This window comes from Micromonospora noduli (assembly GCF_003264475.1).
GTDB lineage: Bacteria > Actinomycetota > Actinomycetes > Mycobacteriales > Micromonosporaceae > Micromonospora > Micromonospora noduli.
The window spans coordinates 304,755-329,502 of sequence record NZ_PYAC01000033.1; the positions used below are offsets into that span (position 1 = coordinate 304,755).

At 69.2% G+C, this 24,748-nt stretch carries 18 protein-coding genes; 1 reads left to right on the top strand and 17 read right to left on the bottom strand.

The genetic code is table 11. From position 1 onward, the window contains the following. Positions 1 to 26 precede the first annotated feature (26 nt). From chvE to MED15_RS26050, 16 genes are all read right to left on the bottom strand, one after another. On the bottom strand, positions 27 to 1,169 hold the full coding sequence (chvE, locus tag MED15_RS25975; protein WP_112585359.1) for a multiple monosaccharide ABC transporter substrate-binding protein: 1,143 nt from the start codon (positions 1,167 to 1,169) through the stop codon (positions 27 to 29). Between the two features lie 310 nt (positions 1,170 to 1,479). Beyond that, entirely contained in the window at positions 1,480 to 3,135 is a 1,656-nt protein-coding gene (locus MED15_RS25980) for a glycoside hydrolase family 27 protein (protein ID WP_112698230.1), read from the bottom strand. A 326-nt stretch (positions 3,136 to 3,461) separates the two neighbouring features. Continuing rightward, the gene (locus MED15_RS25985) at positions 3,462 to 4,448 is read right to left on the bottom strand and encodes a LacI family DNA-binding transcriptional regulator (protein WP_208646727.1); all 987 of its coding nucleotides are present in this window, start codon (positions 4,446 to 4,448) and stop codon (positions 3,462 to 3,464) included. A 411-nt stretch (positions 4,449 to 4,859) separates the two neighbouring features. Continuing rightward, positions 4,860 to 6,965, bottom strand: a complete 2,106-nt coding sequence (locus MED15_RS25990) for a family 43 glycosylhydrolase (RefSeq protein ID WP_112585353.1) — start codon at positions 6,963 to 6,965, stop codon at positions 4,860 to 4,862. 340 nt (positions 6,966 to 7,305) lie between these two features. Further along, positions 7,306 to 8,808, bottom strand: a complete 1,503-nt coding sequence (araA, locus tag MED15_RS25995; protein ID WP_112585351.1) for an L-arabinose isomerase — start codon at positions 8,806 to 8,808, stop codon at positions 7,306 to 7,308. Positions 8,809 to 8,834: 26 nt separating this feature from the next. Then, positions 8,835 to 9,824, bottom strand: coding sequence for a galactofuranose ABC transporter, permease protein YjfF (yjfF, locus tag MED15_RS26000; protein ID WP_112585349.1), 990 nt, complete (start codon positions 9,822 to 9,824; stop codon positions 8,835 to 8,837). Further along, entirely contained in the window at positions 9,821 to 10,891 is a 1,071-nt protein-coding gene (locus MED15_RS26005; protein WP_112585347.1) for an ABC transporter permease, read from the bottom strand. Before MED15_RS26005 ends, yjfF begins: the two co-directional genes overlap by 4 nt. Continuing rightward, positions 10,888 to 12,429, bottom strand: a complete 1,542-nt coding sequence (locus MED15_RS26010; protein WP_112585345.1) for a sugar ABC transporter ATP-binding protein — start codon at positions 12,427 to 12,429, stop codon at positions 10,888 to 10,890. Before MED15_RS26010 ends, MED15_RS26005 begins: the two co-directional genes overlap by 4 nt. A 190-nt stretch (positions 12,430 to 12,619) precedes the next feature. Next, a complete protein-coding gene (locus MED15_RS26015) occupies positions 12,620 to 13,624 on the bottom strand; it encodes an ABC transporter substrate-binding protein (RefSeq protein WP_373861073.1) in 1,005 nt (334 codons plus the stop codon). 130 nt (positions 13,625 to 13,754) lie between these two features. Next, positions 13,755 to 14,447, bottom strand: a complete 693-nt coding sequence (locus tag MED15_RS26020) for an L-ribulose-5-phosphate 4-epimerase (protein ID WP_181518457.1) — start codon at positions 14,445 to 14,447, stop codon at positions 13,755 to 13,757. Beyond that, complete coding sequence (araB, locus tag MED15_RS26025; RefSeq protein WP_112585625.1) at positions 14,444 to 16,126, bottom strand: ribulokinase; 1,683 nt, start codon at positions 16,124 to 16,126, stop codon at positions 14,444 to 14,446. Before araB ends, MED15_RS26020 begins: the two co-directional genes overlap by 4 nt. An 808-nt stretch (positions 16,127 to 16,934) precedes the next feature. Further along, positions 16,935 to 17,723: an ABC transporter permease gene (locus tag MED15_RS26030; RefSeq protein WP_112585343.1), complete on the bottom strand. Its 789-nt coding sequence runs from the start codon at positions 17,721 to 17,723 to the stop codon at positions 16,935 to 16,937. Beyond that, positions 17,720 to 18,697: an ATP-binding cassette domain-containing protein gene (locus tag MED15_RS26035; RefSeq protein ID WP_112737173.1), complete on the bottom strand. Its 978-nt coding sequence runs from the start codon at positions 18,695 to 18,697 to the stop codon at positions 17,720 to 17,722. The genes MED15_RS26030 and MED15_RS26035 overlap by 4 nt, the downstream gene beginning before the upstream one ends. A 34-nt stretch (positions 18,698 to 18,731) precedes the next feature. Then, on the bottom strand, positions 18,732 to 19,574 hold the full coding sequence (locus MED15_RS26040; RefSeq protein ID WP_112585339.1) for a DUF4097 family beta strand repeat-containing protein: 843 nt from the start codon (positions 19,572 to 19,574) through the stop codon (positions 18,732 to 18,734). Positions 19,575 to 19,647: 73 nt separating this feature from the next. Next, entirely contained in the window at positions 19,648 to 20,172 is a 525-nt protein-coding gene (locus MED15_RS26045) for a hypothetical protein (RefSeq protein ID WP_112585337.1), read from the bottom strand. A gap of 90 nt (positions 20,173 to 20,262) precedes the next feature. Next, positions 20,263 to 21,411, bottom strand: coding sequence for an FUSC family protein (locus tag MED15_RS26050; protein ID WP_112737175.1), 1,149 nt, complete (start codon positions 21,409 to 21,411; stop codon positions 20,263 to 20,265). A gap of 236 nt (positions 21,412 to 21,647) precedes the next feature. Between MED15_RS26050 and MED15_RS26055 the strand changes: the two genes are divergently transcribed. Continuing rightward, positions 21,648 to 23,879: a hypothetical protein gene (locus MED15_RS26055; protein ID WP_112737177.1), complete on the top strand. Its 2,232-nt coding sequence runs from the start codon at positions 21,648 to 21,650 to the stop codon at positions 23,877 to 23,879. 9 nt (positions 23,880 to 23,888) lie between these two features. Here MED15_RS26055 and MED15_RS26060 read toward each other — a convergent pair whose 3' ends face one another. Beyond that, positions 23,889 to 24,644 carry an SDR family oxidoreductase gene (locus MED15_RS26060; protein ID WP_112585331.1) on the bottom strand — a complete coding sequence of 252 codons (756 nt, stop codon included), beginning with the start codon at positions 24,642 to 24,644 and terminating at the stop codon, positions 23,889 to 23,891. Positions 24,645 to 24,748: the final 104 nt, after the last annotated feature.

The window sequence follows — 24,748 nt, forward strand, 5'->3', positions numbered from 1 at the left end:
GGTGACCGCCGGGCCCGACGAGTGGCTTACTTCTTGGCCTGACCGGCGGCGACCTCTTCCGCCGTCCAGTAGCCGGAGTCGATCAGCGTCGCCTTGATGTCGTCCTTGTAGACGGTCGCGATCGGCAGCAGGTACGCCGGGACGACCTTGACGCCGTTGTTGTACGTCTTGGTGTCGTTGGCCTGCGGCTGCTTCTTCTGCAGGAACGCCTCGGCCGCGTTCACGGCCTGCTCGGCCAGCAGCCGGGTGTCCTTGAAGACCGTGGAGCTCTGCACGCCGTCGTTGATCAGCTTGATCGAGGCGATCTCCGCGTCCTGGCCGGTCACCACCGGGAGCTTCTTCGCGCCCTTGCCGTAGCCGGCGTTCTGCAGGGCGGTGATGATGCCGCGGGAGATGCCGTCGTACGGCGAGAGCACGCCGTCGACCTTCGAGCCGTCGTTGTAGCTGGAGGTGAGCAGGTTCTCCATCCGCTTCTGCGCGGTCTCCTGCTGCCACCGCAGGATGGCTACCTGCTCGGGGGTGGTCTGCTTGGACTTGACGACCAGCGTGCCGTTGTCGATGAACGGCTTCAGCGTGTCCATCGCGCCGCCGAAGAAGTACTGGGTGTTGTTGTCATCCAGCGACCCGGCGAAGAGCTCGACGTTCAGCGGCCCCTTGGCCGTGCCCTTCGAGCCGTCCTTGTTCAGCAGGCCGAGACCGACGAGCAGCGCGGTGCCCTGGGCGACGCCAACCTTGTAGTTGTCGAAGCTGACGTAGAAGTCGACGTCCTTGCTGCCACGGATCAGCCGGTCGTAGGAGATGACCGGGATCTTCGCGGCCGCGGCGGCCTGCAGCTGGCTGCTGAGCGCGGTGCCGTCGATCGCCGCGAGGACCAGAACATCGGCACCCTGGGTGATCATCTGGTCGACCTGCTGCGACTGCGTGGGGATGTCGTCGCCGGCGTACTGGAGGTCGACCTTGTAGCCCTTGGCCTCAAGCTTCGACTTCACCGCGTTGCCGTCGGCGATCCACCGCTCCGAGGTCTGCGTCGGCATCGACACACCGATGGTCAGATCGCTGGGCTTCTCGTCGCCGGACTTCTCACCGCTGCCCGCACCCCCGCCGCTGCACGCCGCCAAACTCAGCGCCAGTGCGGCGCCGCCGAGAGCAACCAGGAATTTCCTGCCCACGGGCTTCTCCTCTCTGGACTCCCCCGCCGACTGCCGGGGCCAACTGTCATCTTTCGGGTAGTGTTAGCGCTCACATAGATTGCGTCAACACCAGATCCGAAATACCGGTGTCACGGTCTCGTAACGGAGCATCCAGGCGAGCGTAGCCATGTGGCCGATCCGCCGGAAGGGCAGGACGCGGCGACTCAGCGTGGTCGTCCGCAGCACTCTACAGACCGATGCCCGCGGACGACGTCTGTCGTCCGCGGGCACCAGCATCGGCCGGATCAGGTGGGTCGCCGCGACCTCGGCCGTCGGCGGTCCCGATCGGCTACCGCTGCGACCACCGCTGGTTCGCCGCTCCGGTGCACGTCCAGAGGATCACCGTGGTGCCGTTGGCAGTGGCATTGGCGTTGACGTCCAGGCAGAGCCCCGACTGCGTGTTGCTGATCGTGCCGTTGGCGTTGACCGCCCACTGCTGGTTGGTCCCGCCGTTGCAGTCCCAGATCTGCACCTTGGCGCCGGCCGCGGCGTTCGACGGCGCGTCCAGGCACTTGCCGAGGGCCTGCAGAGTCTGGCCGCTCCTGGTCCAGCGCTGGTTGGCGGCGCCGTTGCAGTCCCAGATGACCGGCTGCGTGCCGTTGGTCGTGTTGCTGTTCGGCACGTCGAGGCAGCGGCCGGAGGCGGCGCTGGCGTACGCGCTCGACGTGGTCGGCGGCGGCGTCGTCGGAGGAGTCGTCCCGCCACCGCTGACCCGGTACACCACAGTGCCGTGCGCGGGGACGCTGGCGCTGATGGTCCCGCTGCTGGAACTGGTGCCGCCGGTCCACGCGTCCACCAGCGTGAACGACGAGCCGGACTTGCCGATGGCCGCGGCCGTGGTCGAGATCGTCGTCGTCGAACCGCCCTGGTTGAACAGGGCGACGGCCACGTCACCGTTGGCGAGCCGCTTGGCCAGCACCCGACGCGTGCCGTCGAACGACACCTGCGTTCCCTGCAACCCGAGCGAGTCCTGGTTGATCGCGATCAGGTTGGCGTTCTTGAGGATCGTCTGCGTCGCAGCGTTCATGTTCCGCACGTCGTTGCCGGCGATGAGCGGAGACGCCATGATCGCCCACATCGCGAAGTGGCTGCGCATCTCCGTGTCGTTCATGCCGCCGCGGCCGACCTCCATCATGTCGGGGTCGTTGAACCCGCCCGGCCTCGCATAGGACGCCAGCGGAACGGTGACGTTGATGATGTTCTGGATGCCCATCGGGTAGCCGTTGCTCTGGCCGGTGTCCCACGCGTTGGTGATGTCCTCGGTGGTTCGCCACATGTTCGCCACGTCGCCCCAGTTGCGCTGCGGGCCGGTCTTGGCGTGGATGCTGTTGGAGTTGATGCTGTAGACGATCGGTCGGCCGGTGGCGGCCAGCGCGTCACGCATCTTGGCGAAGGTGGTCACCTGGTCGTTGATGCTGCCCTCCGGCGAGCACCAGTCGTACTTGAGGAAGTCGACACCCCAGGCGGCGAACTGGCGTGCATCCTGCACCTCGTGGCCACGGCTGCCGGTCGCGCCGGGGTAGGCGCCGAAGTACTGCGCACAGGTCTTGTCGACAGGCACCTGGTAGAGGCCGAACTTCAGGTTCCGGGCGTGCAGGTAGTCGCCGAGCGCCTTCATCCCGCTGGGGAACCGGCCGGGGTCGCCCTGGATGTTGCCGGAGCTGTCGCGGTTGGGGTTGAACCAGCAGTCGTCGACCACTACGTAGTTGTAGCCCAGGTCCCGCATGCCGCTGCTGACGATCGCATCTGCCGTCTGCCGGATCAGCGCCTCGTTGATGTTGCAGCCGAACGAGTTCCACGAATTCCAACCCATGGGGGGAGTGCGCGCCACGCCGTTGTCCAGTGCCTGCGCCGTCGGGGCGCGAAGGCCGACCAGGCCACCGGCGAGCAGAATTCCGGCCGCCAGTACGCTCCCCCAGCGACGACCTCGGGTATTGCGGTTCATCGAGCCTCCTTGTCGGTGACGCCCGCCCGTGATTACGATCTCTGGTCGGTACGCCGATAGTTGGGTGCCAATTTTTGTTAGCGTTAACAGAGACGCCCATCATATTACGGCGACATTTCACGAGGTTCAATACCTTCACCGCGTCGTATCGCTTGGCATCGATTGGTCACACTCTGCAACCCATCGAGTCGCGTCTTATCGAGCGAGGAAGCCGAAAATTGGCGCGCGCTGGCGCGGGCCCACACGCGCGTGCACCGCTGGGCGGGGAACGGCGGCGAGACCACTCTCCGCACCACACCGGGGGCGACCGCCGGTTGGTGCGACCATCAGCGACGAGGTGGGGCGACGCTCTCGCGGACGACCAGAGCGGGGGCGATGGTCTGCCGCAGCGCCCCACCGGTGCCCGACTCGATCTGGGACAGCAGCATCTGCAGGCTCGCTCGCGCCACCGCGTCGAAGTCCGGTCGGACGGTGGTCAGCGGCGGAATGAAGTACGCCGCCTCCGGTACGTCGTCGAAGCCGACCACGCTGATCTCGTGCGGCACCCGTCGACCGAACTCGTGCAGCGCCCGCAGCACGCCCAGCGCGAGATGGTCGTTGGCGGTGAAGACGGCGGTGACCTCCGGCATCCGCGCCAACATCTGCCCGCACCGGTAACCCGACGCGGCGGACCAGTCCCCCGGCATCGGCGGCGGCGGATCCAGCCCGGCGGCCAGCAGCGCCTGCCGCCAGCCGTCGATCCGACCCACGCTGTCGAACCAGTCGGTCGGCCCGGAGACGTGCCAGACAGTACGGTGCCCGGCGTCGAGCAGATGTTGCGTCGCCGCCCGGGCGCCCGCCACCTGGTCGACAGTCACCAGCGGCACCGGCCGGCTCGGGTCACCGTCGACCGTGACCAGCGGGACATCCTTGGGCAGGCGCTCCAGCGCCTCACCGGCCGACTCGACCGGGGCGATGACCACGATGCCGGCCACCCGGTGCGACAGGTGCCGCTCGACGGCCGCCGAGATGGAGCGGTGGTCCAGGTTACGCACGCTGCCGACGCTGACCGCGAAGCCCTCTTCGGCGGCGGTCTGCTCCAGGGCGGCCAGCAGCGACGCCGGACCGTAGAGCGTCGTGTTCTGCGCTACCACACCGATGACCTGTGATCGACCGGTCACCAGGGCGCGTGCCGCGCCGTTGGGGCGGTAGCCGAGTTCGGCGATCGCCGCGCGTACCCGAAGCCGGGTCTGCTCACGGACGTTGGGGTGCCCGTTGAGCACCCGCGACACCGTCTGATGGGAGACACCGGCGAGACGAGCAACGTCCGTCATCGCGGGACCGTGGACGGCCATTTCACTCCCCCCGCTACATCTCCGGCCCGCGGCCCGTCGACGTCGACTGGAGCGGCCCGGCCCGGTCCCCCTCGCTCAGTCACCACGCCGGTGCTGAATCCCAGGTGACCAGCGCTGGATCGCCGACAGTCTACGCCAGCAACGGCCCCGAACACGGAACGCCTGTGTGGGGACCGCTCGACGTGCCGAGGCCGTACAACGCGGTGCCCGTCCGGAGTCCCGACCAACAGGTACGGGACATGGTCCTGATGTGGTACGCCGGCCTGCCCTCGCTCCTGGACAGAGCGTGGAACAGGCCGGCGAGGACCTGACGCGGTGGCGCGGACTTCACATGCCGCCAGGGCTGCGTCGCCAGCGCCACCGGTCAGAGCGATCGTCGTGTGACCGGTGTCACGGGGTGGTCAGGTCGAAGCGCCGCACGGTGACCGCGCCACCGAGCGCCTGCGTCGCGTGGTTGAAGATGGCGAATCGGTAGCCCATGAAGAACTGCCAGTTGTTCGCCAGCGTCAGGGTGTTGCCGAACGAGGTGAAGTTGACCCCGTCCGTGCTGTACGAGAACCGGGCCTGTCGGCCGGAGCCGGGTCTGATGTCGGCGTTGGCGCGCAACCAGATCCGGCCACCGGAGACAGCGGTGCTCGCCACCTCACTGCCGGTGCTTGTGGTGTTCCAACTGCCGTCCATCGTCAGGCCGTTCTGCATGACCAGTCGGGTGGTCCCGTTGTCGCGTCGGACTCCGATCCACGCCGACGAGTTGCGCAGCACCGCCAGGCCGGTGCGATCACCGTCGCGCATGGTGGAGTAGTCCAACTCGATCGTCGCGGTCGAGGTGGGGCCCTGGATGCGGTGGGTCAGCGTGTTGCGCGCCTTGTACAGGTCGCCGGTGACGGTGGCGGTCTGCAGGTTCAGCCCGTTGTTGACCGACCACTTGCTGTTGTCCGGGTTGTGGTTCCACTCCCACTGCGGGCCGAGCGTGGTGCCGGCGTACGTGTCGGTGCCGGTGAGCGGCTTGACCGCCCGGGGCGGCGCGGGCAGGTTCGGCTTCGGGTACGAGCTGCCCCAGGTGCCGTTGACCGTCTGCAGCACCGGCCAGCCGTCGCCGGTCCAGGTGATCGGAGCCATGGCCGGCATCCGGCCACCGGGGTACGCGTCGACGAAGGACATGTAGTACCAGTCCCCGTTCTGGGTCTGCACCAGCCCACCCTGGTGCGGGACACCGCCACCGGAGATCGGGCCGGGCAGGTTGAGCAGCACCTGGCGCTGCTCGTACGGGCCGAACGGGCCGTTCGTCGACTTCAGCACGTACTGGCCGTTGGCCGGGCGGGTGAGCCAGATGTAGTAGGCGCCGTTGCGCTTGTAGAAGCGGGCGCCTTCCAGCGTCCCGATGCTCGACGGCGTCTGGTACACCTGCTGGGCGCGGACCTGCGACTTCCCGTCCGCGGACAGCTGCGCCACGCTGATCGTGCCGTTGCCGTACGCCACGTACATGGTGTCGTTGTCGTCGACCAGCATCCCCGCGTCGTAGTAGCAGTTGGGGATGGTGGTGTGCTTGCTCCAGGCCCCGTCGACGGCGGACGCGGTGTAGATGTGGGTCTGCGCGAAGTCGATGCACCCGGCCCAGTAGTACGTCCGGTTGCTCGGCCGGTAGTTCAGCGTCGACGCCCAGATGCCGTCAACGTAGGCGTTACCGCCGCTCATGTCGTACTTCGACCCGAAGTCGAGTCGGGGTACGGAGTGACCGGCGAACTCCCAGTTCACCAGGTCGTACGAGCGCAGGACCGGCGCGCCAGGCGAGTAGTGCATGGTGGACGCCGACATGTAGTAGGCGTTGTCCACCCGGATGATGTCGACGTCGGCGAAGTCCTGCCAGACCACCGGGTTCGAGTACGTGCCGTTCGACGGGGGTGGCGTGGTGGGGTCGGTCCCGCCGTCGACGCGGACGAGCTGCCACTGCTGGTTGGTGCCGTTCCAGTCGTCGTACTGCACGATGTTGCCACCGTCGGCGGTCGAGGCGCCCTGCACCTCCATCGCCTTGTTGCTGTTGCGGTTGATCAACCGGACGTACCCACCGTCGGAGTCGGCCAGCCGGAACTGCTGGTTGGTGCCGTTGTTGTCGGTCCACTGCACGACGCTGGCGCCGTTGGCGGTCGAGCGGCCGGAGACGTCCAGCACCTTGCCCGACAACCTCGACTTGAGTCGGTAGTAGCCGCCTCCGGAGTCCACGAACTGCCACTGCTGCTGGTTGCCGTTGTTACGCGTCCACTGGGTGATCCGCGCACCGTCGGTCGTGGCCAGGTTGTACACGTCCACGGCCTTGCCACTGTTGCGGTTCACCAACACGTACCAGGCGCTGGTGTCGACGGTGGCCGCTGACGCGGGCGACGAGGCGACGGCCGCAGCCGCGCCACCGACCACCAGCACCATCGCGGCGACGGCGAGTCTCGACAGCCACCCGCGCCGTCGCGGCGCACCCCGGGGAACCCGACCGATGGAAAGCATGATCCTCCTCTGCTGACGCGAACCGTGCGGTCTGGGTCGGCGTCCGCGGCACCGGGCGGGGCACCGAGCTGACCACGCCCGGCCATGTGATCGCTAACACCGATCGTCCGACCGTTGCGGTGACGAGGTGCCGAAACCGCGGGGGTAGGACGCGCGCGCGGCCGGACCAGCCAACGACATCGACCATCTTGGTTATAGACTGTGAGCGATAACATGCTGTTAGTCAAGGCGTAACACAACCGCCTCGTGGCCTCCGCTGGCGCACACGCGAACGGGTGGCCCACCCCCGCCCGCAGGCAGGGGTGGACCACCCGTTCTTCGTACGATCAGACCGCGCGAATCAGAAGCCGCGGGCCAGCCGGTAGTACGCCTGGTTCCAGCGCAGCTCGTCGGCGAAGCGGCGAGGCTCCGTGGCGGCGTCGATGACGACCAGCTCGGTGCGGCTCATCTCCGCCAGGTCGTGCAGCTCCTCCACGCCCACCGCCTGCGACAGCACTGTGTGGTGCGGAGCGCCCGCGGTGATCCACGCTTCGGCCGAGACCGGCAGGTCGGGGCGCGGACGCCAGACGGCACGGGCAACCGGCAACCGGCGCAGCGGCTGCGGCGGGGCCACCACGTCGATCTCGTTGGCCACCAGCCGGAAACGCTCCCCCATGTCGGACAGCCCGAGCACCACGGCCGGACCGGGCGCGGCGTCGAACACCAGCCGGACCGGGTCCTCCCGGCCACCGATGCTCAGCGGATGGATCTCCACGTTGGGCACGTCGGAGGCAATCGTCGGGCAGACCTCCAGCATGTGGGCGCCGAGCACCAACTCGTTGCCCGGGGTGAGGTCGTAGGTGTAGTCCTCCATAAACGACGTGCCGCCGCTCACGCCCACCGACATCGCCTTGAGGGTGCGGACCAGGACCGAGGTCTTCCAGTCGCCCTCACCGCCGAAGCCGTAGCCGTCCGCCATCAGCCGCTGCACGGCGATGCCCGGCAGCTGACGCAGCCCACCGAGGTCCTCGAAGTTCGTCGTGAAGGCCCGGAACCCGCCCGCGTCCAGGAAGGCGCGCATGCCCAACTCCACGCGCGCGGCGTACCGCAGTGAGTCGTGCTGCTCCCCGCCCGGCAGCAGCTCGCCGACGATGCGGTAGGTGTCCTCGTACTCCTTGACCAGGTCGTCCACCTGCGCGTCGGTGACCTCGCCGACCACCTCGACCAGGTCGTTGACGCCGTAGGTGTTGACCGAAACCCCGAACCGCAGCTCGGCCTCGACCTTGTCGCCCTCGGTCACCGCGACGTCGCGCATGTTGTCACCGAAGCGGGCCAGGCGCAGCGACCGCATCGCCGACCAGCCCAGCGAGGCGCGGGCCCAGGCCCCGATCCGCGTGGTCACCCGCGGGTCGCTGACGTGCCCGGCCACGGTCTTACGGGCCACACCGAGACGCGTCTGGATGTACCCGAACTCGCGGTCGCCGTGGGCGGCCTGGTTCAGGTTCATGAAGTCCATGTCGATGTCGTTCCACGGCAGCAGAACGTTGGCCTGGGTGTGCAGGTGCAGCAGCGGTGTCTGCAACGCGTCCAGACCGGAGATCCACATCTTGGCCGGTGAGAACGTGTGCATCCAGGCGATGACCCCGACGGCACCCTGAGCGGCGGCGTCCCGGCAGACCTGCAGGATCTCACCGCTGTTGGTCAGGACGGGCTTCCAGACCACGCGGGCGGGAATCTGCGGCGAGTCGTCGAGTGCGGCCGCGATCTGGCGAGACTGCTCGGCCACCTGGCGGAGCGTCTCCTCGCCGTACATGCCTTGGCTGCCGGTGAGGAACCAGATCTCGGGTTCGGTGTGTGGTGCCATGGAGTTGCCTTCCGCGAGAGGGGCGGTCACTTGTAACGGATTCCGATGAGGCGCTGGAGGAGGATGAACGCGAAGAGCAGACCGCCAATCACGATCTTGGTCCACCAGGAGTTGAGGCTCCCGTCGAAGGTGATGAGGGTCTGGATCACGCCGAGGACCAGCACGCCGAGCACCGTGCCGAAGACGTAACCAGCGCCGCCGGTGAGCACCGTGCCACCGATGACGACGGCGGCGATGACGTCCAGCTCCATCCCCACGCCGATCAGCGGCGCGCCGGAGAGGGTGTAGAAGGACAGCAGGATCCCGCCGATGGCCGAGCACAGACCACTGATCGTGTAAACGGCGATCCGGGTCCGGCCCACCGGCAGGCCCATCAGCAGCGCCGACTGCGGGTTGCCGCCGATGGCGTACACGTTGCGCCCCAGCCGGGTGTAGGCCAGCGTGTACGCGGCGATGACGACCACCACGAAGGCGATCAGCACGCTGATCGACACGAAGTTGCCCTGGGGGTTACCGATCCGCTCCTGCGACATCGAGGTCCAGAACCCGTCGGTGATCGGGATCGACGCGCCGGAGATGAAGGTGCACATGCCCCGGGCGAAGAACATCCCGGCGAGCGTGACGATGAACGGCTGGATCTCGAAGAAGTGGATGACGCAGCCCATCAACAGGCCGAGCGTCGGCCCGATGAGCAGGGCGATGACCAGCACCAGCGCCGCCGGCATGCCGTCCTGCAGCAGCGCGGCCGACACCATCGCCGTCATGGCGACCACCGAACCGACCGACAGGTCGATGCCACCGGTGAGGATCACGAAGGTCATGCCCACCGCGACGACGAGCAGGAAGCCGTTGTCGATGAAGACGTTGAAGATGACCTGGACGTTGGAGAACGCCGTGTACTGCGAGACGCCGATGCCGTACATCACCAGCAGCAGGGCGAGCGTCGCCAGGACCGGTATCTGCTTCCTCGGCAGCCGGAACCGGGTACGACCGGCGGTAAGCGTTCCAGTGGTCATGCCGGCACCTGCTCCTTCGGCTTGTCGGCGATGGTGGCGGGCGGCGGGGCGTTGCGCCTACGTCGGCTGAACCGGGCCCGGAAGGCCGGCGCCTGGATGAGGCAGACGGCGATGACGACGACCGCCTTGAACAGCAGCGAGGTCTGCGGTGAGATGTCCATGGCGTACACCGTGGTGGTCAGGGTCTGAATGATCAGCGCGCCGATGATCGTGCCGCTGAGGAAGAACCGGCCACCCGCGAGCGACGTACCGCCGATGACGACCGCGAGGATCGCGTCCAGCTCGACCCAGAGGCCGGCGGCGTTGCCGTCGGCGCTGGAGACGTTTGCCGTCATCATGAAACCGGCGACCGCCGCACAGGCGGCGCTGATCACGTACACCAGGAAGATGACCCGGCCGGACCGGATGCCGGCGAGCCGGCTGGCCATGGCGTTGCCGCCCACCGACTCGATGATCATGCCGAGTGCGGTGCGACGGGTGAACGCGGCGACCAGCAGGGCCGCGGCGAGCGCGATGAAGATGGCCAGCGGCAGGGTCAACGCGTGGCCCAGGCCGATCGCCCGGTACGGCTCGGAGTTGATGGTGATGATCTGGCCCTCGGTGATCAGCTGGGCGAGACCCCGGCCGGCGACCATCAGGATCAGGGTGGCGATGATCGGTTGGATCCCGATCACGGCCACCAGCACCCCGTTCCAGGCGCCGAGCACGAGCGAGACACCCAGCGCCATCGCGAGAGCGGTCACCACCACGCCAACGCTGTTCTGGTCGGGTTGCTTGCTGATGTACATGCAGGCGATCGCGCCGCTGATCGCGCAGAGCGAACCCACCGACAGGTCGATGCCGCCGGTGGAGATGACCAGCGTCATGCCCAACGCGACGAGGATCAGCGGTGCGCTCAGCCGCAGGATGTCGATCGGCGTGCCGTACAGGTGCCCGTCCTTGAGCTCGATGGACAGGAACCCGGGCCGGTAGATCGTGTTCGCGGCGAGCATGACGAACAGCACGGCGGCGGGCCAGAACAGCCGGTGACCGGTCATCGTCCGATAGCGGCTCATGGTGTCGTTCATCGGTCTGCCTCCTCCCGGTGGGATCCGCTGGCGATGGTCTGCATGATGCGGTCGGCGTCCAGGCTCTCGTCGTTGGCGAGCTGCGCGACCATCTGCCGGTCCCGCATGACCGCCACCTTGTGGCTGAGGCGCAGCACCTCCTCCAGCTCGGCGGAGATGAACAGCACCGCCATGCCCCCGTCGGACAGCTGCGTCACGAGCTTCTGGATCTCGGTCTTCGCGCCGATGTCGATGCCCCGGGTCGGCTCGTCGAGGATCAGCAGTCGCGGCTCGGTGATCAGCCACCGGGCCAGCAGCACCTTCTGCTGGTTGCCGCCGGAGAGGTTGCGGACCGGCACCTCCGGGTCGGCGGGCCGGATGTTGAGGGCCTTGACGTACTTGTCGACCAGCTCGTCCTGGCGGCGACGCGGAATGGGCCGCAGCCAGCCGCGTGCCGCCTGCATGGCAAGGATCATGTTCTCGCGGACCGACAGGTCCGCGACGATCCCCTCGGCCCGGCGGTTCTCCGAACAGAAGCCCACGCCGTGGTCGATGGCCTGCGCGGGGGTGCGCAGGCTGGTCGCCGCGCCGTCGATCGCCACCTGACCGCCGTCGGTCCGATCGGCCCCGAACAGCAACCGCGCGACCTCGGTACGCCCCGAGCCCAGCAGGCCGGCCAGGCCCACCACCTCGCCGGCGTGGATGGTGAGGCTGAACGGCTCGACCGCACCCGCCCGACCGAAGCCCGACACCGCCACCAGGGGGGTGCCCTCCTCCAGCGTGGCCAGGTCCCGCCGGGAGTGCTCCTCGATGCCCTCCAGGACGTCGAGCTCCTTGCCGATCATCTTCTCGACCAGGGAGAGCTGGGGCAGCTCGGTGGTGAGGTACTCGCCGACGAGCCCGCCGTTGCGCAGCACGGTGATCCGGTCGGAGATCTCGTAGACCTGGTCGAGGAAGTGGGTCACGAACAGGATCGCGATGCCCTCGTCGCGCAGTTGCCGCATGATGCGGAACAGCTGTGCCACCTCGCTTGCGTCGAGGCTGGACGTCGGTTCGTCCAGGATCAGCACCCGGGCCTTGATGTCGATCGCGCGGGCGATGGCGACCATCTGCTGGATCGCGAGCGAGTACGAGCCGAGAGGCGCGCTGACGTCGAGGTCGAGGTCGAGGCGGGCCAGCAGGGCCCGGGCGCGGCGCCGAACCTCACCCCAGCGGACGGCGCCGAAGACCCGAGGCTCACGGCCGATGAAGATGTTCTCCGCCACCGAGAGGTTGGTGCAGAGGTTGACTTCCTGGAAAACGGTGCTCACACCGGCGGCGGTCGCCTGCATCGGCCCGGTGAACGACACGGGCTCACCGTCGAGGGTGATCGCGCCGGCGTCGGTGTCGTAGACGCCGGTGAGCACCTTGATGAGGGTGGACTTGCCGGCGCCGTTCTCGCCCATCAGGGCGTGCACCTCGCCGGGGAAGAGCCGGAAGTTGACGTCGTGGAGTGCGCGCACCCCGGGGAAGGACTTGCTGATCCCGGTCATCGTCAGGACCGGACGGCTATCCGTCATCCCATCAGACCTCTTCTGGGTTGTCGACACGGAAGGGCCGCTACGCTCCCGCCGCGCCCGCCCGGTCGTCCCCTGGGGGGCCGCTCGGGCGGGCGCGGTTCGGAGGTCGTCGCGGGCCGAGCCCGGTCCGTTTCGGGTAGGAAAGCGACGCGGCGGGGCCGCCACGCGAGCGCGGCGACCCCGTCGTCGATCAGTACTTACGGTTGGGCAGAGCTTCCTTGGCCTGTTCGGTCGTGAAGGTGGTCTCCTGCGTCTCGATCCGAGCAGGCACCTCCTGGCCGTCCTTGACCTTCTTGGCGAGGTCCATCAGCTGTGGGCCGAGCAGCGGGCTGCACTCCGCGATGAAGTTGAACTTCCCGTCGGCGAGAGCCTGCATGCCGTCCTTGACAGCGTCGATCGTGATGATGGTGATGTCCTTGCCCGGCACCTTGCCCGCGGCGGTGATCGCCTCGAGCGCGCCCAGACCCATGTCGTCGTTGTGCGCGAACAGCACGTCGATCTTCGGGTTGGCCTTGAGGAACTGCTCCATGACCTGCTTACCGCCGGCCCGGGTGAAGTCGCCCGTCTGCGAGGCGATGACCTTCAGGTTCGGGTTGGCGGCGATCGCCTCGGCGAAGCCCTTCTTGCGGTCGTTCGCCGGCGCCGCGCCCGTGCTGCCCTGCAGCTCGACGATGTTCACCGGACCCGAGGCGGTCTTCTTCTGCTCGACCAGCCACTCACCGGCGAGCTTGCCCTCCTTGACGAAGTCCGAGCCGAGGAAGGTCTTGTACAGCGACTTGTCGGCCGAATCCACCGAGCGGTCGGTCAGGATGACCGGGATGTTGGCATCCTTGGCCTCCTTGAGCACGGTGTCCCACCCGGACTCCACCACCGGCGAGAAGGCGATCACGTCGACCTTCTGCTGGATGTAGTTGCGGATCGCCTTGATCTGGTTTTCCTGCTTCTGCTGAGCGTCGTCGAACTTCAGCTCGATTCCGGCGGCCGTGGCGGCCTCCTTGATCGAGATGGTGTTCGCGGTACGCCACCCGCTCTCCGCACCGACCTGGGAGAAGCCCATCGTGATCTTGCCGTCGTCCTTGGTGCCGCCGCCGCCGGTGTCGCTATTGCCGCAGGCCGCCACGCCGCCGACCAGCAGCACGCTGGCGAGGACCGCGGCAGCGCGCCACGGAGCGGACTGCGTTCGCATCTTTCCCATCGAATCTCCTTGGCTGGATGTGGTGGGTAACCGCGCCAACCGCCGAGGTGCGAAGAAGCGGCGTACGCGGGTGGTGCGTGCTGGTGCGTCGTGGTGCAGACCGACGGGTCCCGGATGATCGGTGCAGGGGTCAGGAACCCGCCGGTGCGACTGGTTGTTGACCGTAGACGTTCTGGTAACGGTCATAAAGAGCATCAATGTCTGCCTGGGCCATCGGGACCGGCTGCCCAAGGGTGTGGGCGAGGTGCGCGGTACGGGCCACGTCCTCGCACATGACCGCCGCCTTGACCGCCGCGCGGGCGTCGCGGCCGATGGTGAACACGCCGTGGTTGCGCATCAGCACCGCGGGCGAGCGGTGCCCGGCGAGCGTGGCGACGATGCCCTTGCCGATGTCGTCACCGCCGATCAGCGCGAACGGGCCGATCGGGATCTCCCCACCGAACTCGTCTGCCTGGGCGGTGAGGTGGCAGGGGATCGACTCCCCGCACGCGGCCCAGGCGGTCGCGTACGAGCTGTGCGTGTGCACGACGCCGCCGACCTCGGGCATGGCCCGGTAGACGTAGGCGTGGGCGGCGGTGTCGCTGGACGGGGCGAAGTCGCCCTCGACGAGAACGCCGTCGAGGTCGCACACCACCATCGTGGCCGCGGTGAGGTCGTCGTAGCTCACCCCACTCGGCTTGATCACCATCAGGTCCTGGCCGGGGACCCGCGCGGAGACGTTGCCGGACGTCCAGGCGACCAGGTTGTACCGGGTCAACTCGGCGTGCAGGCGGGCGACGGTCTCACGCAGCTCGGCGATCTGTCGGGTCACCTCGGCGTTCACGCCACCACCTCCAGCGGGGCCTCGTGGGTGGTCGCGGCGGTCTCGACCGCCGCGTTGCGGATCGCCCGCAGACGGAGCATGACGTCGTTGCCGCCACGTCCGAAGTGGTCGTGCAGCGCCCGGTACTCGGCGTAGAGGGCGTCGTAGGCGCGGGCCCGCTCGGGGTCCGGGCGGTAGACGGCCTCGTGCACCCGACCCATCGCCTGCGACGCCTCGTGGATCGAGGGGAACTCACCGGCGGCGACGGCGGCGTGGATCGCCGAGCCCAGCGCCGGCCCCTGCGCCGAGGCGATGATGTTCAGCGGTCGCCTGGTCACGTCGGCGTAGATCTGCATCAGCAGCGCGTTGTTGGTCAGACCACCGGCGATCACCAGGTCGTTCACCGGGACTCCGGCGTCGACGAACGCCTCGATGATCATCCGGGTGCCGTACGCGGTGGACTCCAGCAGGGCCCGGTAGATGTCCGCCGGCCGGGTGGCCAGGGTCATACCGACGATCATCCCGCTGAGGTCGTGGTTGACCAGCAGGGAACGGTTGCCGTTCCACCAGTCCAGCGCGATCAGGCCGTGCCCGCCGACGGGCTGACTCGCGGCCAGTTCGGTGAGGCGCTCGTGCGAGTCGACGCCCGCCGGGGCGGCGTGCTCGACGAACCAGCCGAAGATGTCGCCGACACCGCTCTGCCCGGCCTCGTAACCCCACGCGCCGGGGCTGATGCCACCGTCCACCACACCGCACATGCCGGCCACCTCGGCGACCTCCGCGCCGTTGACAACGTGGCAGGTCGAGGTGCCCATGATGGCGACCAGCCGACCGGGCTGCACCGCCTGCGCGGACGCCGCGGTGACGTGCGCGTCGACGTTGCCGACGGCCACCGCGATCCCCTCCGGCAGGCCGGTCCAGGCGGCGGCCTGGGCGGTGAGCGCGCCGGCCCGGGCGCCGAGGGGCAGCAACGGACCGTCCAGCTTGGCCACGAAGTCGCCGAAGTTGGGGTTGAGCGCGGTCAGGAAGCCCTCGGAGGGGTAGTGACCGTCCTGCAGGATGCCCTTGTAGCCGGCCGTGCAGACGTTACGGGTCTCGGTGCCGCAGAGCTGCCAGACGATCCAGTCGGCCGCCTCGATGAAGCGCTCGGCCCGGTCGTAGACCTCCGGGTCCTCCTCCAGGATCTGCAGACCCTTGGCGTACTGCCACTCAGCGGAGATCTTGCCGCCGTACCGGCCGATCCACGGCTCGGCCCGCTCATGGGCCAGCGCGTTGATCCGGTCGGCGTGCGGCTGCGCGGCGTGGTGCTTCCACAGCTTGACCCAGGCGTGCGGTCGATCGCGCAGCTCGGGCGTCTCGCACAGCGGGGTGCCGTCGGCGAGCGTCGGCAGCACGGTGCAGGCGGTGAAGTCGATGCCGATGCCGACCACCGCCGCCGGGTCCACCCCCGCGGCGGACACCGCCGCCGGAACGGCGTACCGCAGAACGTCGCGGTAGTCCTGTGGGTTCTGCAGGGCCCAGTCCGGGGGCAGCGTTCGACCCCCCGGAAGCGTCGTGCTGATCACGCCATCGCCGTACTCGTGCACCGCGGTCCCCAACTCGGCACCATCGCCGACACGGACCACCAGAGCTCGCCCGGACAGGGTGCCGTAGTCGACACCGACGACGTAGCGGTCGTCAGCTCCGTCCACACGGTTCATGTTCACCTCCACCGTTAACGGGGATAGTGTTAACGCTCACATCCAGGCTCGTCAAGACATCTACCCGCAACAGCTCCGTAACGGAACGCGGAAGGCGGACCGACTCGGGAGGGTAGATAGCGGACCGGCGCAAACCCCAAGATTCCACCCTCAAGTGCGACAGCCATCCGACGAATGGGGCCCGCGTCCGGTACGAGTGCCACCCGGAGACCCGTCGACAGGCGGCGCGACAGGTCCAGTGCGCCGCACACCGCGACGTTGCCGTCCGATAGCGACCACTTCTCCCCCCGCCAGTGATGGCAGCGATAACATTCCCAGGGCGTCGCGGTCACGTGCCCGGATCCGCCCGACAGCCATCGACGACCATGCGGGCTCATGGCTGAGCGCTCCGGAGGACGATCCACCCACCGTGAAGCCGGACGGCATGCCTGTGTTATCGATAACATTCAACGTCTTGGTGTGCCCGCGTCCCCCGGTCGGCGCCCGCGCCCAACGGCGCGTCGGGCGGCCCCGGAAAGCGTGATCCACTCGCGCTTCTTGAAGTCGCGGGGTCCGCGGCGGCGTGATCGGCCGAATTCACGAAAGCCGAGTCGATCACGCACTCGCGCCGGCGGTCCGCCGCCCGATCACGCGCCCGGGCCGCCGACCCGCCGGTCGCACTTCGCGCTCGCGCGCCGACCTGCCGCCCGATCACGCACTCGCGCCGTCGACCTACCGGTCGCACTACGCCACGAGCCGGCGGCCCGACCCCTGTGGGCCGAGCCGCCGGCTCTCCGTTGCGTTGGCGGGACCGAGCGCGCCGGACGGATCAGGCCGTCCGATTGCGGTTGTACAGGGCCTTGGCCCAGAGGAAGCAACCCACGGTGATGACGGCGCACCAGACGATCGCGATGATCCCGTTGGCGCCGATCCCGGTACCCAGCAGCAGGCCGCGAAGGGTCTCCATGACGGGCGTGAAGGGCTGGTAGTCCGCGAACAACCGCACGGCGGTCGGCATGGAGTCGGTGGGGACGAACCCGCTGCCGAGGAACGGCAGGAGGATCAGCGGCATGGGCAGGTTGCTGGCCGTCTCGACACTGTCACTGACCAAACCGAGGGCGACGGACAGCCAGGTCAGCGCAAAGGTGATCATGGCAAGGACGCCGATCGCCGCGAGCCACTCGACCGCGTTGGCGTTGGGCCGGAACCCGACCAGCAGCGCCACGACGGTGACGGCCACGATGCTGAGCATGGTCTGGACCAGGCTGCCCAGCACGTGACCCGTCAGGACCGACGGCCGGAAGATCGACATCGTGCGGAACCGGGCGATGATCCCCTCGGTCATGTCCATCGCGACCGAGATGGCGGTGCCCTGCGCGGCGCTGACCACGGTGATGAGCAGGATGCCGGGGGTGACGTAGTTGGCGTACTGGGAGCGGTCGCCGGACGGGCCGAGACCGGCGCCGAGCGTGCCGCCGAAGACGTAGACGAAGAGCAGCAGGATGATGATCGGGATGCCGATGAGCAGGAACGTCATCGACGGGTACCGCCGCATGTGCAGCAGGTTTCGCCGCAGCATGGTGCTCGAGTCGCGGACGGCGAGGGAGAGGGTGCTCATCGCGCGGGAGCCCTTTCGTGGTCGGGTCGGCTGGCCCGGGTGTCGGGCTGACCGGTGAGGGTGAGGAAGACGTCGTCGAGGTCGGGGGTGTGCACGGAGAGCGCCGCCACGCTGATCGAGGCGCGGTCGAGCTGGTCGAGCAGGGATCGCAGCGACCCGACCCCGCCGTCACTCGGCACCTGGAGGGTGAGCGCCGCGTCGTCCCGGGTGGCGGCCTCGAACGTCCGGGCCGCCGCGTCGAGCCCCTCCTGGTCGGCGAACTGCAACACGACGTGGCCGCCCGGGATGAGCCGCTTGAGCTCGCGCGGCGTGCCCTCGGCGATCAGTCGGCCGTGGTCGAGGAACGCCACCCGGTCGGCGAGCTGGTCGGCCTCCTCCAGGTACTGCGTGGTGAGCAGGATGGTCACGCCCTCGGCGGCGAGCGCGCGGATGATGTGCCACATGGCCCGGCGGCTGCGTGGGTCGAGGCCGGTGGTCGGCTCGTCGAGGAAGATCACCCGGGGCTCGCCGACCAGGGTCATCGCGAGGTCGAGGCGTCGGCGCATGCCACCGGAGTACGTCGACACCGGCTTGCCCGCCGCGTCGGTCAGGTCGAACTGGTCGAGCAGGTCGGCGATCCGCCGCCGACCGGCGGCCCTGTCCAGGTGGCACAGGTCGGCCATCAGGGTCAGGTTCTCCCGACCGGTGAGCAGGTTGTCGACGGCGGAGAACTGGCCGGTGACGCCGATCAGCGCGCGTACCGCGTCGGGTTCCCGGGTCAGGTCGTGGCCGAAGACGCGGGCGTTACCGCCGTCGGCGTCGATCAGGGTGGAGAGGATCTGCACGGTGGTGGTCTTGCCGGCGCCGTTCGGACCGAGCAACGCGAAGATGGTGCCCTCGGTGATCATCAGGTCGATGCCGTTCAGCACGACCTTGTCGCCGTAGGACTTGCGCAGGTCGGTGGCGACGATCGCGGGGTTCATGGAGCTGGTCATGGTCTCCTCATTTGTGGTCGGCGGGGCGGTGGGGTCAGGCGCGGCGGATCATGATGTCGCCGTAGGAGGTGTTCGCCCGGACCTCGACCGTCTCGTCGGTCTGCGCCGGGCTGTCGGTCGACTCCAGCGCGTTGTGCACGCGGCCGTGCTTGGAACTGACGTCGAGCCAGGCGGCGGTCCCGCGACGGATGCCGACCTCGATCGCGCCGAAGGAGGTCTGTGCGTCGATCGCGCCGCGAGTGACCGCGCCGAGCCGCAGGTTGCCGTAGGCGGTGCGCGCCGTCACCGAGGCCTGCGAGGCGTCCACTGTGATGTCGCCGTAGGCGGTGTTGATCCGGACGTCGCCACCGCTGTGGCCGATCCAGCAGTCGCCGGACGAGTTCTTGATCTCGGCGGTGCCGTCGACCGCGCCGATGCGCACCTTGCCGGACGAGGCCTTCACCCGGGCGGAGCCCAGCACACGCTCGACAGCGACCTCGCCGTGGCTGCTGTCGATCTCCAACGGCCCGGTCTCGTCAAGACGGATGCCGCTGCCGGTCTTGATCCGACACTCGCCGAGCCGACCCTCGCAGCGGAATGCCGCCCACGCCGCCTCGGCGTACACCCGTGACCCGGTCGGCACCTCGATCTGGACGTCGACCGACGGCCCGGGGCCGAACCCGTAGCGGCGCCAGCTCTTCGGCACGCGGATCACCAGTCGCCCGGCGGTGAACTCGACGGTGCTCTGCTCGGCGGCGCTCACGTCGGCCTTGCTCGACGGGTCGCGGGGCCGCACCGTCACCACCGTGTCGGTGCGGTCGCTCGCGGCGATCCAGGCATCGCCGATCGGCAGCTCGATCTGGACGGAAATCGGTTCTGGCGTCTCGAAAACAGGCATGGTGGTCTCCCGAACTGTGGTCGGCGGAGGTCGCCGCTGGTCAGCGGCGTGGTGGTGGAAGGGGTACGGGAAGTTAGCGGGCCCAGCCGGTGAAGTGCTGGCCGGAGGTCGGCTCCACCCGGCGCGGTGGACGACGCTGCGTATCGCCCGCCCCGATGGCACCGGCGACGGCGCGCACCAGCCAGGCGTTGACCGAGAGCCCGGCGCGGCCGGCGGCGTCCTCGACGCTGGCCTTCAGGTGGTCGGGGAGCCGCAGGTTGATCCGCGAGGTGCCGCCCTCGTCACCGTCGGGCACGGACACCGGCACCGACAGCGGTGGCGGGCCACTGGGCTCGCTCGCCACCTCGACCGGCGGGCTGGCCGGCGTCACCACGAAGTCGGGCTCGCGCCCGCGCAACCGAACGTGCACCGAACCCGGCGCGAGGTCACGGGTGATCTCGTCGGCCGCGTCGGACAGCGCTTCGAGCAGCGTGAGACGGGTGGCCGCCTCCAACTGCGCGAAGAGTCGTTCGGCCAACGCCCGGGCCTCCGGGTCCACGCCCTCCGCGGCCACGGCGAACTCGTTACGCAGGTTCTCGACGTATGACCTCAGCTCCATGGCACCATCATGGCACCACTTTGGCTCACAGTGCAACAGAGATGGCTCAGAAAGATGCCGCCGCTTGGCTCAGCCGGGATCACCTGGCTCTCAGAGGTCGCCGAAAATCCTCCTGACCAGGTGATTCGCGTCCTCCTGGTTCAGGCCGGAGGCGACCAGGAGGTCACTGACTGTCGTCCGGACCTGTGCCACCACCACCGCACCGGAGAAGCCAACGCCGTCCCGATAGGCGTGCCCGGCGGTCCGGACCGCCCGCAGCGCCTGCTCCCGGGCCCGGTTCGGCTCGGCGCCGGCGGCGAACTGCCGCTTGAGGAGGCGGACCGCGTCGGCGAGATCGGCCACCGCCGTCGGCAGCGACTTCGGCACCGGCTCGCCGTCCTCGATGAGCGTCACCGATCGTCGGATCAGGGTGCCGCTGTTGCGCATCGCCCGGTCGATCGGCTCCGCCGCCTGCGCGTAGCGGCCCACCGGCCCGTGCCGTTGATGCCAGTACACCGGTGACAGGGTGCTCGCCTCCCGGGCGCCCTGGGTCGCCTCGACGAACGCCTTCAACTGGCCCGCGCTCTGCCGCAGCTCACCCCGGGCGGTACGGGCCAGAGCGGCATCCCGCTCGGCCAGCGCCTCGGCGGTGGCGTCGAGCTGGGTCGCGAGGAGATCCAACGCCGGTCGCGCGGCCCGGTTGAGCACCCGCAGCGGGTTCAGCGGCAGCAACACGGCGGTGACCAGCAGCGCCACCCCTCCCCCGACGAGCGCGTCCACGAACCGGGGGATCTCCAGATCCCGGACGGCCGGGCTGAGCGTGGCGATGAGCACCGCCGTCGCCCCCGCCTGGATCACCACCGCCGCGCTACCCACGAGGAAGAGCGCGACGACGATCGCCAGCACGACGATCAGGGCGAGCTGCCACCACCCGGTGCCGATCACCAGGAGGAGCAGGTCGCCGATCAGCACTCCGACGGTGACGCCGATGATCAGCTCGACGGTGCGACGCAACCGCTGGCCGACCGACGCGGCGAGCGTCGAGACGGCGGAGATCGGCGCGAAGACCGGCTGCGACACCTGCAGCAGCGAATGCGCCACCAGCCAGGACAGCGCCGCGGCCAGGCCGGCCTGTAGGGCCAGGCCGCCGATGGTTCGTACCCGACGGACCCGGTCGCGCAACGCGGCCACCAGGCGGTCCCACCACCGGGCGACGGTCGACGGGCCCGCGTCCGCTCCGCGCCGACCGGCAGCGACCATGGCGGCACCTACCCCGCCACGACCGGATCAATCCTCGCCGGCACGGCTCGGCCGGTGGCCGCCGGTCGGGCCCGCCTGGGCGGTAGCGCCCGGCCGGCCGAGATTGAGGGCGTCCGGATCGGGTAGACCCGGCTCTGCCGTCACCGCGGTCGGCGGCCCGGGCGCGTGACGTCGGGCTGGGTCGCGGGACAAGGGCTGCGAGACGCCTCGGGGGGACGTCGGATGGATCAGCGCGGTTGAGCGGGCCGGACGACTCCGGTGACGTCGTGGAGCTGCGGGTGCACGGAGTCTCCGGCGCGAGCGCCGCACAGGTGCTGGACCTGCAACAGACCGGGCAGGTCGCCGGCGACCGTAGTGGCGGGTTCTACCGGCCGCGCCCGCGGTACCCGGACAGCGCCGGCGCGCACGGGGTGACGCTTGAGGCGTACCGCTGGGGTGACCTGCCCTCCGGGACCGTGGCCCGCACCCTGGCGGTGGTCTTCCTGCTCCCCTTCATGCTGGTGAACGTCGCGATCTGGATGCGCCCGGCGAACCCACGTTCCGAGGCGACGGTCAAGTCCCTGTGCCGGTTGCTGGCGCTCACGCTCACCGTGTTGTACGTGCTCGCCATCGCCGGGGTCGCCCTGGACCTCGTCGGTTGGAAGTGCCTGGCCTCGCCGGACTGCCTGGCGGGACGCAGTTGGTTGTCCTGGTTGGGTGGACGCCCGATCGGACTGCGGCTGGCGGTGCTCGCGCTGGTCCCGGCCGCCGCGGTCGGTCTGATCTGGCGGGTCAGCTGCCGTCCGGGGCGGACCTTCGAGGCGTTCCGGGCACCCGAGCAGGGCACCTCCGCGTCTCGGCTCGGCACGGTCGGCCAGTGGGACGCCGAACCACTGGTGGGCCGGTTGCGCGCCATCCACGTCGCGGCGGCCTTCGCGACGCTGGACCTCGTCCTGCTCCTGGCCCGGGGCGCCAGTGACGCCTCGCCGGTCACGATCGCGCTGACGGCGATCACGGGGGTGATCCTGACGGGCTGCGTGGGGCTGCTCTGCACACCGCCGCTGATGGACCGGGCCCCCGGCGACAAACGGCTCGACCGGGTCACCCGCACCCTCCGGACCGCTGCCATCAGCCTGACCGTGGTCGTCGTGGCGCTCGTGCTGACCAGTTCGCAACCCTGGCCTCAGGAGCGGGAACTCCCCGGCTACGACTCGACGCTGACTGGTCTGTTCGTGGCTCAGACGACGCTGCTGATCGCGCTGGGCGTGGTGCTGCTCTGGCACCGGCGCCGGGAACACGGCGCCACCCCGCTGTTCGGGCTGGGCGCTCTCGTTGTCGCCGCCATCGGGATCAGCATGGCGGTGGCGTACTCCGCCGAACTGGTCTACCGGGTGGCGGACTTCCTGGACCGCGGCGTGTCCACCGGAGCGGGCATCGCCTCCGGCCCACCCCGCGCCTACACCTGGGCGATCTACGGCTTCTTCCGCGCGGTGCTTTTCACCGCGATCGTCGCCGGCCTCGTCATAGTGATCTCCCGTCGCGGTCGACGGCGGGCCGCCGCGGCGATCGTCGCGCGCGACTTCCCGGACCCGCCGGCCGAGGCAGGGCCCCGACTCCGGCAGGTCCGAGACGCGATAGCCCGGGCTCGCTTCACCGAGAAGCTGGTGCCGCTGGCCGTGCTCTACGGTTGCCTCGCCGGACTCGGCACGGCCACCACCACCATCGGCCTGCTCGGGCAGGTCCCGGGCGACGTCATCGAGCGGAACATCGGATTGCCGGCGGGCGCGATCACGTTCACGATCGCGTTCGGTAGCTGGGTGATCGCGGCGATCATCCTCGGTCTGATCATCGGCGGCATCTTCGCGTACCGGACCGAGCCGTACCGGCGCCACATCGGTGTCCTGTGGGACCTCGGCACCTTCTGGCCCCGGGCCGCCCACCCGTTCGCACCGCCCTGCTACTCCGAGCGGGCCGTGCCGGAGTTGGCCCGCCGGATCACCTATCTGGTCGAGCGCGGCGACGCGGTGCTGCTCACCGGGCACAGCCACGGCTCGGTTCTGCTCGCCGCCACGGTGCTCCAACTGCCGCCGCAGGTCGGCGACCGGGTCGCCCTGCTCACCCACGGATCCCCGCTGCGCCGCCTCTACGCACGGCTCTTCCCCGCGTACGTCGACGACGCGGCACTGCACGAGATCGGCCGGCGGGTGGGTTGGCGTTGGGTGAACCTGTGGCGCGACACCGACCCCATCGGTGGCTGGATCTTCTCACCGCGTCCCGCACCCGCGCCGGCCACCGCCGGTGACCCGGCCGCCCCTGTGGATCGTCGACAGCGTGATCCCCGTGACGTGGTGACACCCCCCGGGGACAGCGTCGCCCCACCCATCCACGGGCACTGGCCGGGCGAGTCCGACGAGCCGTTCACCGAGGCGGTACAGGAGTTGGTGCAGCGCCTCGGTGGGCGGGCAGATACGCCCGGGACGCCGAGGTAGCGGCCCGGCTCAGCGTCCCCGGCCCGCCCGGGCACGCCAGTCGTCCAGGGCGGTGCCGGCGAGGCGGGCGCCGTCGGCCGGGACGAGCGAGCGTTCGCCCAGCTTGGCACCGAAGTAGCGGGCGTCGGGGTCGGCCACCACCGAACGAGGGTCCTGTTGGTCGGCGAGGAGGGACCGGCCCAGTTCGTCGAGGCGGAACTGCTCCGGCCCGGCCACCTCGACCACGGAGTTCGTCGGCGCGCCGAGCGCGACCTCGGCGACCGCGGCCGCGACGTCGTCCGCGGCCATCGGCTGAATGAGTACCGGTGCGAGGTGCACGGTGTCGCCGTCCGTGGCGGTGTCGATGATGCCCTGGAGGAACTCGAAGAACTGGGTGGCGTGCACCACCGAGTACGGGAGTCCGGACGCGACGATGAGCTTCTCCTGGGCGACCTTCGCGCGCATGTATCCGCTGTCCGGGATCCGGTCGCACCCCACGATGGAGAGCGCCACGTAGTGGTTCACCCCGGCGTCCGACGCGGCGGCGAGGAGCGTCCGGGTCGAGGTCTCGAAGAACTCCAGTACGGCGGCGTCCTCGAACGACGGCGAGTTCGACACGTCGACGACGACCTCGGCGTCGGTGAGCGCATCGGCCACACCCTCGCCGGTCAGGGTGTTCACGCCGGTTTTCGGCGATGCCGGCACCGCCTCGTGGCCCTGAGAACCGAGGCGGTCCACGAGCTTGGAACCAATGAGGCCGCTGCCTCCGATGACGACGATCTTCATGGTCGAACCACGTCCTGTCTGCACTGGTTTGAATCGTGCTGCCAACCAGTAAGACGGAAAGCGTGCACGGATGCAGGACAATCGCCGGAGAACAGTTCGACGGA

Bases quoted from the DNA above. Each gene is read 5' to 3' on its own strand.
- MED15_RS25980 (WP_112698230.1), bottom strand. From the start codon at position 3,135: ATGAACCGCAATACCCGAGGTCGTCGCTGGGGGAGCGTACTGGCGGCC.
- MED15_RS25985 (WP_208646727.1), bottom strand. From the start codon at position 4,448: ATGACGGACGTTGCTCGTCTCGCCGGTGTCTCCCATCAGACGGTGTCG.
- MED15_RS25990 (WP_112585353.1), bottom strand. From the start codon at position 6,965: ATGCTTTCCATCGGTCGGGTTCCCCGGGGTGCGCCGCGACGGCGCGGG.
- araA (WP_112585351.1), bottom strand. From the start codon at position 8,808: ATGGCACCACACACCGAACCCGAGATCTGGTTCCTCACCGGCAGCCAA.
- yjfF (WP_112585349.1), bottom strand. From the start codon at position 9,824: ATGACCACTGGAACGCTTACCGCCGGTCGTACCCGGTTCCGGCTGCCG.
- MED15_RS26005 (WP_112585347.1), bottom strand. From the start codon at position 10,891: ATGAACGACACCATGAGCCGCTATCGGACGATGACCGGTCACCGGCTG.
- MED15_RS26010 (WP_112585345.1), bottom strand. From the start codon at position 12,429: ATGACGGATAGCCGTCCGGTCCTGACGATGACCGGGATCAGCAAGTCC.
- MED15_RS26015 (WP_373861073.1), bottom strand. From the start codon at position 13,624: ATGGGAAAGATGCGAACGCAGTCCGCTCCGTGGCGCGCTGCCGCGGTC.
- araB (WP_112585625.1), bottom strand. From the start codon at position 16,126: ATGAACCGTGTGGACGGAGCTGACGACCGCTACGTCGTCGGTGTCGAC.
- MED15_RS26030 (WP_112585343.1), bottom strand. From the start codon at position 17,723: ATGAGCACCCTCTCCCTCGCCGTCCGCGACTCGAGCACCATGCTGCGG.
- MED15_RS26035 (WP_112737173.1), bottom strand. From the start codon at position 18,697: ATGACCAGCTCCATGAACCCCGCGATCGTCGCCACCGACCTGCGCAAG.
- MED15_RS26040 (WP_112585339.1), bottom strand. From the start codon at position 19,574: ATGCCTGTTTTCGAGACGCCAGAACCGATTTCCGTCCAGATCGAGCTG.
- MED15_RS26045 (WP_112585337.1), bottom strand. From the start codon at position 20,172: ATGGAGCTGAGGTCATACGTCGAGAACCTGCGTAACGAGTTCGCCGTG.
- MED15_RS26050 (WP_112737175.1), bottom strand. From the start codon at position 21,411: ATGGTCGCTGCCGGTCGGCGCGGAGCGGACGCGGGCCCGTCGACCGTC.
- MED15_RS26060 (WP_112585331.1), bottom strand. From the start codon at position 24,644: ATGAAGATCGTCGTCATCGGAGGCAGCGGCCTCATTGGTTCCAAGCTC.